Consider the following 11,118-nt stretch of genomic DNA (forward strand, 5'->3'; position numbering starts at 1 on the left):
CCTATCTTCCGCCGATCGAAAACGATCACGGCGGAGACAGATCGATGTCACTCCTCGCAAAATTCGAACGTTACCCTCTGACCTTCGGCACGACGCCGATCGAGCATCTGCCGCGGCTGAGCGCGGCGCTGGGCGGAAAGGTGCAGGTCTACGCCAAGCGCGACGACTGCAATTCCGGTCTCGCCATGGGCGGCAACAAATTGCGCAAGCTCGAATATATCGTCCCGGACGCCATTGCCTCCGGCGCCGACACGCTGGTGTCGATCGGCGGCGTCCAGTCGAACCATACGCGCATGGTCGCTGCGACCGCCGCCAAGATCGGCATGAAGTGCGTGGTGATCCAGGAGAAATGGGTGCCCCACTACGACTCGGTTTACGACCGGGTCGGAAACATTCTGATGACGCGGCTGATGGGCGCGGACAGCCGCCTGGTCGATGACGGTTTCGACATCGGCATCCGCAAGAGCTGGGAGGACGCTATCCAGTCGGTGAAGGACGCCGGCGGCAAGCCCTACCCGATCCCGGCCGGCGCCTCGGTGCACAAGTTCGGCGGGCTGGGCTATGTCGGCTTCGCTGAGGAGGTGGCGAGCCAGGAAGCCGAGCTCGGCTTCACCTTCGACTACATCATTGTCTGCGTGGTGACCGGGTCGACGCAGGCCGGCATGATCGTCGGCTTCGCCGCGCAAGACCGCGCCGACCGGGTGATCGGCATTGACGCCTCCGGCACGCTCGACCAGACCCGCGCCCAGGTGCGCCGCATCGTCGACGACACCGCCGCCCTTGTCGGGCTCGGCCGCACCGTGCGCGACGACGAGATCGTCATCAATCCCGACTATGCCTATCCGGCCTATGGCGTCCCCTCGGATGAGACCAACGACGCGATCCGGCTGGCGGCCCGCACCGAGGCGATGATCACCGATCCGGTCTATGAGGGAAAGTCCATGCAGGGACTGATCGACCTGACCCGCAAAGGTTTCTTCCCCGAGGGGTCGAGAATTCTCTACGCACACCTCGGCGGCGCGCCGGCGATCAACGGCTACAGCTATTACTACAAGGACGATGGCGCCCGGACCCGGCCGCTACCGGCAGCAAGCTCTGAACGGGAAAGCACAGCGCCGGAGACACTGCCGCCGCTCTTCCCCTGATCACGGGTCCTCACCGCTGCGGGCAAAATGCCACTCGACCAGGGGCTTCATATGCGGCGCCAGCCCCTCCGGCAGGTCCGCGGCATGGCGGATGATCACCGGTCCTTCGATCTCCGGATCGGCCTCGGTGGCGACGAAGGCGCTGATGCGCCGCGCAATCTCACTGGCCGGCTCATCGACGTGGTAGCGGCGGAAGAGAACCGTGCCGGTCGAAGTCGACAGCGCGTGGTAGCGCCTGCCGCGCGCAGCTGTCGTCAGGTCAAGCCCGGTCTCCTCGCGCACTTCGCGGATCATGTTGAAATCGACATCGACGCGGCCGTCGCGAAAATCGATTGGCTCGAACGAGCCGGCGGCGAAATAGACACGACCAGCCATGACCGTGTGCGGCCCCATGCGGATCGCCACCAGCGCATTGTCGCCGGCGACCAGCATGGCGTGGCCATAGGCATGCTCCGCGCCAGTCCCCTGCCGGTTCTGTCGCCACAGCATGAAGGTCGAGTACTTCACCGCGTGACAGCGCCCGACGAGACGGTTGTCGCCCCAGGCGAGCGCCGAGAGCAGCACCACGGTGCCGTCGAACAGTGCCGGCTTGGCAGCGATTTCCCGGCGCCAATTCTCCTCGATCGCCACCTGATTGTCGCGCTCGAACGCATGCGGGCCAGGGTCGAGCCGCACGTCGATTTCGTCGACCGGCAGGATGACGTTGCGCGGCAGGTCGAAGCTCACGTTCAGGCCATGTCCAGCGTGATCGCCACCGGACAATGGTCCGAGGCTTTCGGCCGGTCCCAGCCGGCGCGCGGAAAACGCTCCACCGCCTGGCCAGCCGGAAAGATGGTGCGCCAGGGCTGCCCGTTGCGGATGATGTCGGGAACCGCTGTGGCATTCTTTGCCGCCAACCCCTTCGACAACAGGATGTAGTCGAGCTGGCACAGATGCCGCTCCTTCGGCCCGCGCGTGTGATAGAAGCTCCAGCGGTCCATCTCCGGCCGACGCTCGACGACGTTCTCGCAAAAGCCGCCAGCGGTCAGCACGTTGATGCAGGACTGGCTCTCGTCGATCACCTGGAAGCGGTAGCCGTCGACGGCGTCGCCCTCGATCTTCACCCGTTGCCGGTAGTCGTTCATGTCGCCGCAGATCGCCCAGCGCTTGTCGGCCGCGTGATCCTTGCTGAAGCGCTCCTCGATGATGTGTCGTACGGCCTGCGCCTCGGCGACGCGCATCGGCATCGTCGCTTCGCGCCCGTCGAGCCCGTTGCGCGGCGAGCCCATCGATTTGAAATGCACGAGATAGAGCGTCAGCGGCACGCCGCCGACCTTGAGGTCGATCTCCAGGCAGTCGCGCCGGAATATCCGCTCATTGGCCTGGTTTCCGAGTGCCTCCAGCTCCGGCGTGAACAGGCCGAACTGCTCGAAGGTGACATAGGCATGGCTGGTCATGCGCACGAACTCGATCGGCTGCCCCTGCGCCGTCTCGTTGCGCATCATCACGGCAACGTCGATGCCGCGCGAATCATTGCCGGCGGTGGTGTATTTCTGCCGGTAGCCCTCGCCCACCATCTTGAAGAGATAGCCGTATTCGAAGGCCTTCAGCGCCTCGATATTGTCGACCTCCTGCATACAGATGATGTCCGCGCGCGTGGCGGCTATGGCCAGCGCCGTCAGCTGGCGCGTATCGTCGGACTGCGCGATCGCACGCGCCTGCTCCAGCATCCTGTATTCGGCCTCGCTCTGGATGTCGAAAAGCGCCAGCGTGCGGTCTTCGTTGAGCTGGTTGCGGTAGCCGGAGAAATCGAACCTGTTCATCAGGTTTTCGACATTGAAGGTGGCGAGGCGCAGCGACATGGCCGTGACCTTTGCCTGCAAGCGGTGTCGAAAACAAGGGTCTCGCCCTTGCTCGCCACGGTTGATGGAACCTTTCTGTTCATCCTCCGTTCAGATGGAAAGTTCCATCAATAGGCCTCTTCCCTGGGGTATTCTGGGCGTGGGGCCTGTATCGCTTGGAGAGTGCAATGAACTCGCTCTTTTCTTCCACGGTCAAATCCGGGCTGATAGCGCTCGGTCTCGTCTCGGGTCTCACGGCGCCGTCCGCCGCCGGCCCGATCCTGCAGCCAGTCCTGTCGATTCCGTCAAGCACCGCAGCCCCGACGATCACGCCGGTTCGCGACGAATGGGCGGGCGGCAATGACCGCCGGTCCTTCAACGATTGGCAGTGGCGTCGCCACGACGGCCGTCGCTATGCCCGGTCGGGCAACTGGAACAACGACAACTGGAATGGCGACGACAACTGGCGCTGGCGCCATCATCGCCATCGTCACAGCCGCGATTTTGATACCGGCGCCGCCGCGGTTCTCGGCCTGGGTCTCGGCCTCGGCCTCGGCAGCATCTATAACAACGGCTATTACAACAACGGCTACTACGTGCAGCCGGCGCCCCGGCGCTATTATCGTACGCAGCGTCTTTCCAGCGCCCATGTTCAGTGGTGCTACGACCGCTACCGGTCTTACCGGTCCTGGGACAACACGTTCCAGCCGTATAATGGCCCGCGCCAGCAATGCTGGTCGCCCTATAGCTGAGCTGTAAGCGACAATGCATGACGGCGCCGCCCATCGCGGCGCCGTTCCGTTTTTGGGCGAGAGCGTTGGATCTCTTGCCGCTAACCGTCTGTTTATCGGCTCGGTCTATCCATGATACGGTGCCCCCATCTGACGATCGCGCCCAATCCGGCAGCGAAGGACGTGCCGTCATGGCCGACAACGAATTGAGAAACAAATACCGGCAGCGCGTGCTGAAAGGCGCGACGATCCTGACCGGCCTCAACAATTCCGAGGTCACATGCACGGTGCGCAACATGCATGCCGGCGGCGCCGAGCTGAAGGTGCCGATCGACGCGCGCGTGCCGGACGAATTCCTGCTGTACGTGCCGGTCGACGGCATCGGCTACAAGTCCATCGTGCGCTGGCGCAGAGAAGACCGCATCGGCGTCGAGTTCATCGGCACCGAACCAAAGCCGCACTGGCACTATGGCTGAGCGTTCTTACCCTGATCGATAACAGGCCCTGATCGATAACAAGCCTTGATCGATAACAGGCATGAAAAAACCGGCGGGTCGCTCCGCCGGCTTTTCCTGTTCAACGATGAAATCGCAGATCAGTTCTTGGCCTTGTCGACCAGCTTGTTCTTCGAGATCCACGGCATCATGGCGCGCAGCTTGGCGCCGACTTCCTCGATCTGGTGGCTGTCATTGTTGCGGCGGATGCCCTTGAAGCGCGACATGCCGGCGCGGTACTCCTGCATCCATTCCGAAGTGAACTTGCCGGTCTGGATGTCCTTCAGCACGCGCTTCATCTCGGCCTTGGTCTCGGCGGTGATGATCCGCGGACCCGAGACGTATTCGCCCCATTCGGCGGTGTTCGAGATCGAGTAGTTCATGTTGGCGATGCCGCCTTCATAGATCAGATCGACGATCAGCTTGACCTCGTGCAGGCACTCGAAATAAGCCATTTCGGGCGCGTAGCCGGCTTCCACCAGCGTCTCGAAACCGGCACGGATCAGCTCGACCAGACCGCCGCACAGCACGACCTGCTCGCCGAACAGATCGGTCTCGCATTCCTCGCGGAAATTGGTCTCGATGATGCCTGAACGACCGCCGCCGACGCCGCAGGCGTAGGACAGAGCGAGATCGAGCGCATTGCCCGAAGCGTCCTGGTTGACGGCGACCAGGCAAGGCACGCCGCCGCCCTTCTGGTATTCGCCGCGCACCGTGTGGCCGGGGCCCTTCGGCGCGATCATGACGACGTCGACCGTCGACTTCGGCTCGATCAGGCCGAAATGCACGTTGAGGCCGTGCGCGAAGGCGATCGCGGCGCCATCGCGGATGTTCGGCGCGATCTCGTTCTTGTAGATATCGGCCTGCAATTCGTCGGGCGTCGCCATCATCATCAGGTCGGCCCATTTGGCGGCGTCCGCCACGCTCATCACCTTGAGCCCGTCGGCCTCGACCTTCTTGGCGGTCGGCGAGCCGGCCTTGAGACCGATGGCGATTTCCTTGGCGCCGGAATCCTTGAGGTTGAGCGCATGCGCGCGGCCCTGGCTGCCATAGCCGATGATGGCGACCTTCTTGCCCTTGATCAGGTTGAGATCGGCATCACGATCGTAATAGACACGCATTTTGGTCTTCCTTCCCGTTTTATGAATCAGAGGCCTTTCGGCCCGGTTTTTGCTCCGAAAAGAGCGAGAAACTGTTGCGTTGCCCGGACGGCGTCGCCGCCGATTGCCGCTTCAGTCAATTCCAGCCGGTCGCCGAGCAGGAGACGGATCTGCACGTCGCGGGCGACCAGCCCGAAAAAGCTGCGGAACGCCGTTTCGGCATCCGCGAAATCAAGCAGCCCTGCCTGCCTGCCGGCAAGCAGCACCGGCTTCAGCCGTCTGGCCAGCGCAAAGCGGCCATTCTCCAGCACGATGGCGCCGAGATCGTCCTTGCCCTCTTTACGCTTGGTTGGCCCGGCATGGCCGACTGCGACGCGGTTCAGCGCGATCGACGTGTCGCTCGAAATCACCTTCAGCCAGTCCGAGGCGAAACCTTCGAGGCTTGCCGTCAGCGAGGCAAGATCGAGTTTTTCACCGTCGACCGGCACCACGCGCACTTTCGAGGCCTGCCACTGAACCGTCGCCGTCAACAGCCCGTCGCGGTCGCCGAACCATTTGTAGAGCGTTTCCTTGGAGCAGCTTGCGCGGCGCGCAACCGCCGTCATGGTCAGATTATCGCCCTCCTCGACCAGCAGGCGCAAGGCCGCGTCCAGAACGGCCTTCTGCCGCTCCGTCAGCGTCGCGCTGGTGTCAATGTCGGCGCTTGCCTGCAACACAGTCGTTCCTCGGCGTCAGGGCCTAGCCAGCAATGGCCAAGCCGTACCGTACGTTACGGTTCGGCGTTCTATGCCGTATTGCTCTTGCCCTTGCAAGCCCTATTTCTGCTCGGACGGTTCATTTCGGGAAAGAACATGCTGGTCGGATTGCTCGCCTTGACGGTCACCGCCGCATTTGCCGGCGCCGCTATCTATGTCAGCGTCGCCGAACAGCCGGCGCGGCTTGGCCTCGACGACAAGGCGCTGCTCAGGGAATGGCAGCCTTCCTACAAGCGCGGCGCGGCGATGCAGGCGTCGATCGCCGTTGTCGCCTGCGTTCTCGGCCTGATCGCCTGGTGGCAGACTGGCGGTTTCGCCTTTCTCGTTGGCGCGATTCTGATCATCCTGCCCTGGCCGTGGACGCTGATGGTGATGATGCCGACCAACAAGCTGCTGGAAGCGATAGACGCGAGCGCCGACAATCCGCAAGCCAGAGCCCTGATCGTCAAATGGGGCACTATGCACCTGGTGCGCGCCGGATTGGGCGTGCTGTCGACGCTGGCCTATCTCTGGGGCAGCCATTCGGCCTGATAGCCGGCCGAATGTCGTCAGGCTCGCAGCGCGGTCCTCTCAGTCCTTAACCGGCGGGTGGCGCAGTCGGCCGAGCAAGGCCGACAGCATGCTCAGCTCGTCCCCGGAGAGCTTGTCGCCGACCAACTCGGTGATCGAGCGTCCGTAGACCGACCACATCAGCCGGCGCGTCTCGCGGCCCTTGGCAGAAATACGGATGGTCTGGCCGCGACCATCATCGGCGACCTTCAGCTTTTCGATCAGTCCGTCAGCCTCGAGCCGCGCCAGCAGGCGCGAGATGTTGTACTGCGCAAACAGGGTCCGCTCGGTCAGCTGGAACGGTCGCAGCCCGCCCTCGCCCGCCTCGGCCAGCTCATGCAGCACGTCGTACCAGTCGAGCGGCGGCAAACCACTATCCTTCAAAGCCTGTTCTGCCTGTTCGACGAGCTGGCGCGAAACGCGCATCAGGCGCGCCCAGGCCTTGATGGCTTCGGGTGAAGGCGTGGCTTTCTCGATCATGCCCCGCATCTTAGACGATAGATGCAACTGCATCAAGCTTGACAGTCAATGCACCTGCATCTATATACATGCAATCGCATCAATCCGAGAAAAACCATGAGACACGAAATCTGCAAAGTCGCCGACGTCCCGCAGACGGGCAGCCTGATCGCACCGTTCTTCGGCCGCGAGGTCCATGTCTGGCGCAGCGGTGATCGCATCCGCGCCGCCGCCAATGTCTGTCTGCATTTCGGCGGGCCGCTCGACTGCAAGGACGGCAGGCTGGTCTGCCAATGGCACGGCGCCGCCTTCGACATGGCATCAGGCGAGCGGCTCGAAGGTCCGGCGCCAAAATCATCCCGCCTGATGTTCCTGTCGACGCGCGTCGAGGACGGCGGGTTGAACTATGTCTGGGGTGAGTGACATGCCTGAGAAGAATGAAATGACTGGCAAGCTCATTCTCGTCAGCCATCATCTGTGCCCCTATGTCCAGCGCGCCGCGATCTCGCTGGCTGAAAAAGGTGTGCCGTTCGACCGCGTCACCATCGACCTCGCCGACAAGCCCGACTGGTTCAAGGCGGTCTCGCCGCTGGGCAAGGTGCCTTTGCTCATTGTGCAGGCGAATGGCGCCGAGACGGTGATCTTCGAATCCGCCGTTATCCTCGAATTTTTGGAGGAAACGCAGTCCAATCCGCTCCACCCGGCCGATCCCTACGCCCGCGCCCGCCATCGCGCCTGTATCGAATTCGGTTCGGCGACGCTGAATACCATAGGCCGGTTCTACTCGGCGTCGACAGAGGCGGGTTTTCTTGCCGAAGCCAGCGCACTGTCGGCCATGTTCGACCGCATGGAGAACGAACTGGCCAACCAGACAGGGCCATGGTTCGCCGGCGAGCGCTTCTGTCTCGTCGACGCCGTCTACGGCCCGGTCTTCCGCTATCTCGACACTTTCGATGAGATCGGCGATTTCGGCATTCTCGACGGCAAGCCGCTGGTCCAGGCCTGGCGCAAGAGGCTGAGCGAACGCGCCTCGATCAGGGACGCCGTGGCGCCTGACTATCCGCAGCGCCTGCGTCAATTCCTGCGCTCGAAAAAGGCGTTTCTGTCGACCCTGATCCCGCCGGATGATCTGGCCAGTGCGCCTCCTCTAGCCCGATCCGCCTGAACGGATCGATCAGCGTTCCGGCCACCATCGAGGCAAGCACGCTTGGCACGGGCGGGACTTTCGCGATGGTCGCCACCAGCCTGTCGCGGAAGAAGGGCAGCATCGTTCCGTCCGACTGGTAGAACGGCGTCAGGGCCAGCGACAGCAACTGGAAGATCCGGACATGCCAACGGCGCGCTTTGGCATAGGCTTCCAGCGCTGCCTCGACGCTGCTCGCTTGTGCCAGCGCATGGCTGAGTGCTGCCGCATCGAGCAGCGCGATGTTGGCCCCTTGGCCAAGCTGCGGGCTGGTCGAATGCGCGGCGTCGCCGATCACCGCCAGGCGCCGTCCCGCCGGCAGCTTCATCGTGTGGTGGCCATAGCGGGCCAGCGACAACTGGTCGAAACTGTCGATCTGGTTGGTGAACGCCTCACACGCCGGCCATAGCGAGACCAGCCTCGCCTTCCAGGCGTCGAGCCCTGCCGCGCGGACCTGTTCGACATCCGCCGGCTTCAGGCTCCAGAAGAACGCCGCCATCTTCTCGGCGCCTGGCTGCGGCCGGCCGATCGGCAGCACGCCGATCATCACGCTGGCCTTGTCGTAGCGCTGCAGCAGCGCATTCTCGTCGAAGCCGTCGCGCCAGCCGAGCGAGGCCCAGAACGCGCCGTAGGTAAGAGGCCGCGGCTCGGCCGGATCGTTCAGGCACCGGCGCAGCTTCGAGCGCGACCCGCTGGCGTCGACGACAAGGTCGAACGGCCCTGCCCCTCGCCCGGTATCGAAGACCAGGTTCGCCCGCTCGCCCACGCCCATCGTCTCGATCTCGACGCCGGTTTCGATGGCGATGCCTTGGCGCTGCGCGGCGCGGAACAAAACATTGAACAGCGCCGCCCGGTGCACCGCCAGCCCGAAGCGCCCGCCGGGCTGCGCATCGTAACGCACAGCGAGCACGGTGCGGCCGGTGGTGGCATCGGCGCCGTGCAAACGCACGATGCGGCTGCCCAGCGCCAAGATGTCGTCGAGCAGGCCGAGGTCGGCGAGCACGCTCAGCCCTGTCGGTTGCAGGATCAGGCCGGAGCCCACCGGCTTCGGCTCTTTGAAGCGTTCGAAGATGGTGACGTTATGCCCGACGCGTTTGAGATAGAGCGCCGTGGCCAGCCCCGCCGGGCCGGCGCCTGCAATTGCGATATCGTAGGAAATGCCAGTGCCCCCAAGCCGATCTGGCCGGGACAATCCTTCAGCGACCGGATGAAATCAAGTCGCGGCGGCCCTTCGGCTGTTCAGCCTTGGGCGGCATCAAAACCGGCACGCGCCTCGCGCACCGCGTCGTGGTTTAGTTCGGCCCACAGGATCAATTGATGCAAGGCGCCGAACATCGAGCGTCCGAGGTCGGTCAGGCTGTATTCGACGCTCGGCGGCTTGGTCGGGAAAACTTCGCGATGCACATAGCCGTCGCGCTGCAGCTCAAGCAGTGTCTGGGTGAGCATACGCTGAGAAATATCGGGCACGAGCCGCCGCAATTCACCGAAGCGATACGGCTTCTCCGCCAGCGCCATCGCCAGCAATGGGCTCCATTTACCGTTGATGCCCTTGATGACGCCACGAACCGGGCAATCGGAGAAATTGGCGCCGCCCGTCATGGCTCTGTAGATCTCGATCTTCGATTTCAGATTGACGATCTTGCCGTCCATCGCTGGTTCCCTGCGTGTGCCTACCTCCCGGAAAACTGCCTTCTTTACGGCATGGGGTCAATTCCTATTTTAGTGCTGGTCTCTTTTTGAGACTACCAAAGCACCCGCCATTCCGGCGCAACCGTCAGGATCCCCCATGACCGCAACCCTTCTCGTCACCGGCGCTTCCGGCCAGCTCGGCCGCAGCGTCATCAACCGCCTGCTGGACACGCAAAAGGTTCCCGCGAACCGGATCATCGCCACCACCCGCACGCCTGACAACCTTGCCGATCTCGCGGCGCGCGGCGTCACCGTCCGGGCGGCCGACTTCGACGATCAGGCCTCGCTTGCCAAGGCCTTCGCCGGCGCCGACCGGGCGCTGATCATCTCGACCAACCAGGTCGAGGTTCGGGGGAAGCGGCGCGAACAGCAGCTGGCAGCCGTCGCCGCAGCCAGGCAGGCAGGCGTCGGCCACCTCCTCTACACCTCGATGCCCAACCCGGAGCCGGGCTCCCCGGTGGTCTTCGCGCCCGACCACTACGACACGGAGCAAGCGATCAAGGCGAGCGGCATCCCTTACACCATCTTCCGCAACGGCTGGTATGACGAGAACCTGTTCATGGCGATGCCGCAGATCCTCGCATCGGGGCAGTGGTATACATCCGCCGGCAACGGCGCCATTTCCTATGGCTCACGCGACGACTTCGCGGCGGCAATCGCTGCGGGACTTGCTTCGGATACAGGCGAAAGCACCACCTACACGCTGACCGGCCCCAAGGCACACACCGCTGCCTAGGTCGCGGCGTTCGTCACCGAAGTCACCAGCAAGCCGATCCAGATTATCCAGCTTTCCGACGAAGCTTTGACCGAGGGAATGAAGTCGGCCGGCCTGCCCGAACCCCTCGCCAAGGTTCTGGTATCCTTCGACGCCGCCGCCCGTGCCGGTCACCTCGAAATGGTGACGGACGCCGTCGAAAAACTCTCCGGCCGCAAATCGGTGCCGCTGAAGCAGTTTCTGGAGACGAACAAGGCTGCACTGGCTGGGTAGAACTACGCCGTAGCGCAAAACGTCAAAGGCCGTGCCTTCGGGCACGGCCTTTTGTGTCAGATCGCCACCTGCGTGCCAATTTCAACCACGCGCCCGGTCGGGATCTGGAAATATTCCGTCGCATCGGCAGCGGTGCGAGCCAGCCCGATGAACAGCTTGTCCTGCCACACCGGCATGCCGGAATTGGGTGATGCCTTGAGCGAGC

Annotated in this window: 13 protein-coding genes and 2 pseudogenes; 7 read left to right on the top strand and 8 right to left on the bottom strand. The window is 63.5% G+C overall.

The window, feature by feature from the left end:
* The first annotated feature begins 44 nt into the window (after window positions 1-44).
* Complete coding sequence (locus tag ACWGTO_RS25695; RefSeq protein ID WP_454577598.1) at window positions 45-1,145, top strand: 1-aminocyclopropane-1-carboxylate deaminase; 1,101 nt, start codon at window positions 45-47, stop codon at window positions 1,143-1,145.
* On the opposite strand, the gene ACWGTO_RS25700 is transcribed toward ACWGTO_RS25695, so the two are convergent.
* On the bottom strand, window positions 1,146-1,871 hold the full coding sequence (locus ACWGTO_RS25700; RefSeq protein ID WP_454577599.1) for a hypothetical protein: 726 nt from the start codon (window positions 1,869-1,871) through the stop codon (window positions 1,146-1,148).
* Between the two features lie 2 nt (window positions 1,872-1,873).
* The gene (locus tag ACWGTO_RS25705) at window positions 1,874-2,986 is read right to left on the bottom strand and encodes an endonuclease/exonuclease/phosphatase family protein (RefSeq protein ID WP_454577600.1); all 1,113 of its coding nucleotides are present in this window, start codon (window positions 2,984-2,986) and stop codon (window positions 1,874-1,876) included.
* Window positions 2,987-3,153: 167 nt separating this feature from the next.
* On the opposite strand from ACWGTO_RS25705, the gene ACWGTO_RS25710 reads away from it, so the two are divergent.
* Window positions 3,154-3,717, top strand: coding sequence for a BA14K family protein (locus ACWGTO_RS25710; protein ID WP_454577601.1), 564 nt, complete (start codon window positions 3,154-3,156; stop codon window positions 3,715-3,717).
* A 170-nt stretch (window positions 3,718-3,887) separates the two neighbouring features.
* Window positions 3,888-4,172 carry a PilZ domain-containing protein gene (locus tag ACWGTO_RS25715; protein ID WP_454577602.1) on the top strand — a complete coding sequence of 95 codons (285 nt, stop codon included), beginning with the start codon at window positions 3,888-3,890 and terminating at the stop codon, window positions 4,170-4,172.
* 119 nt (window positions 4,173-4,291) lie between these two features.
* On the opposite strand, the gene ilvC is transcribed toward ACWGTO_RS25715, so the two are convergent.
* A complete protein-coding gene (ilvC, locus tag ACWGTO_RS25720; protein ID WP_454577603.1) occupies window positions 4,292-5,311 on the bottom strand; it encodes a ketol-acid reductoisomerase in 1,020 nt (339 codons plus the stop codon).
* 26 nt (window positions 5,312-5,337) lie between these two features.
* Entirely contained in the window at window positions 5,338-6,003 is a 666-nt protein-coding gene (locus ACWGTO_RS25725) for a TetR/AcrR family transcriptional regulator (protein WP_454577610.1), read from the bottom strand.
* Between the two features lie 141 nt (window positions 6,004-6,144).
* On the opposite strand from ACWGTO_RS25725, the gene ACWGTO_RS25730 reads away from it, so the two are divergent.
* On the top strand, window positions 6,145-6,576 hold the full coding sequence (locus ACWGTO_RS25730) for a DUF1772 domain-containing protein (RefSeq protein ID WP_454577611.1): 432 nt from the start codon (window positions 6,145-6,147) through the stop codon (window positions 6,574-6,576).
* A gap of 39 nt (window positions 6,577-6,615) precedes the next feature.
* Here the strand turns inward: ACWGTO_RS25730 and ACWGTO_RS25735 are convergent, their stop codons facing one another.
* Window positions 6,616-7,074 carry a MarR family winged helix-turn-helix transcriptional regulator gene (locus ACWGTO_RS25735; protein ID WP_454577604.1) on the bottom strand — a complete coding sequence of 153 codons (459 nt, stop codon included), beginning with the start codon at window positions 7,072-7,074 and terminating at the stop codon, window positions 6,616-6,618.
* Window positions 7,075-7,170: 96 nt separating this feature from the next.
* Here ACWGTO_RS25735 and ACWGTO_RS25740 point away from each other — a divergent pair, with 96 nt between their 5' ends.
* Together ACWGTO_RS25740 and ACWGTO_RS25745 are read left to right on the top strand one after the other, a co-directional pair.
* Window positions 7,171-7,476, top strand: coding sequence for a Rieske (2Fe-2S) protein (locus ACWGTO_RS25740; RefSeq protein WP_454577605.1), 306 nt, complete (start codon window positions 7,171-7,173; stop codon window positions 7,474-7,476).
* Window position 7,477: 1 nt separating this feature from the next.
* A pseudogene (locus ACWGTO_RS25745) lies at window positions 7,478-8,194 on the top strand (glutathione S-transferase family protein); the annotation flags it as partial.
* Here the strand turns inward: ACWGTO_RS25745 and ACWGTO_RS25750 are convergent.
* The gene (locus tag ACWGTO_RS25750; protein WP_454577606.1) at window positions 8,088-9,428 is read right to left on the bottom strand and encodes an FAD-dependent oxidoreductase; all 1,341 of its coding nucleotides are present in this window, start codon (window positions 9,426-9,428) and stop codon (window positions 8,088-8,090) included. The pseudogene ACWGTO_RS25745 and the gene ACWGTO_RS25750 sit on opposite strands and share 107 nt — an antisense overlap.
* Before the next feature lie 47 nt (window positions 9,429-9,475).
* Window positions 9,476-9,886, bottom strand: a complete 411-nt coding sequence (locus ACWGTO_RS25755) for a winged helix-turn-helix transcriptional regulator (protein ID WP_454577607.1) — start codon at window positions 9,884-9,886, stop codon at window positions 9,476-9,478.
* A gap of 136 nt (window positions 9,887-10,022) precedes the next feature.
* Here ACWGTO_RS25755 and ACWGTO_RS25760 point away from each other — a divergent pair.
* Window positions 10,023-10,913: pseudogene (locus ACWGTO_RS25760) on the top strand (SDR family oxidoreductase).
* A 56-nt stretch (window positions 10,914-10,969) separates the two neighbouring features.
* Here ACWGTO_RS25760 and ACWGTO_RS25765 read toward each other — a convergent pair.
* The coding region (locus ACWGTO_RS25765; protein ID WP_454577612.1) for a KUP/HAK/KT family potassium transporter at window positions 10,970-11,118 on the bottom strand (149 nt) is incomplete at its 5' end.

The organism is Mesorhizobium sp. PL10 (assembly GCF_053714315.1).

What these genes read in the sequence shown, in the direction of transcription:
- ilvC (WP_454577603.1), bottom strand. Translation starts at nt 5,311, where the DNA reads ATGCGTGTCTATTACGATCGTGATGCCGATCTCAACCTGATCAAGGGC.
- ACWGTO_RS25735 (WP_454577604.1), bottom strand. Translation starts at nt 7,074, where the DNA reads ATGATCGAGAAAGCCACGCCTTCACCCGAAGCCATCAAGGCCTGGGCG.
- ACWGTO_RS25715 (WP_454577602.1), top strand. Translation starts at nt 3,888, where the DNA reads ATGGCCGACAACGAATTGAGAAACAAATACCGGCAGCGCGTGCTGAAA.
- ACWGTO_RS25705 (WP_454577600.1), bottom strand. Translation starts at nt 2,986, where the DNA reads ATGTCGCTGCGCCTCGCCACCTTCAATGTCGAAAACCTGATGAACAGG.
- ACWGTO_RS25740 (WP_454577605.1), top strand. Translation starts at nt 7,171, where the DNA reads ATGAGACACGAAATCTGCAAAGTCGCCGACGTCCCGCAGACGGGCAGC.
- ACWGTO_RS25755 (WP_454577607.1), bottom strand. Translation starts at nt 9,886, where the DNA reads ATGGACGGCAAGATCGTCAATCTGAAATCGAAGATCGAGATCTACAGA.
- ACWGTO_RS25695 (WP_454577598.1), top strand. Translation starts at nt 45, where the DNA reads ATGTCACTCCTCGCAAAATTCGAACGTTACCCTCTGACCTTCGGCACG.
- ACWGTO_RS25710 (WP_454577601.1), top strand. Translation starts at nt 3,154, where the DNA reads ATGAACTCGCTCTTTTCTTCCACGGTCAAATCCGGGCTGATAGCGCTC.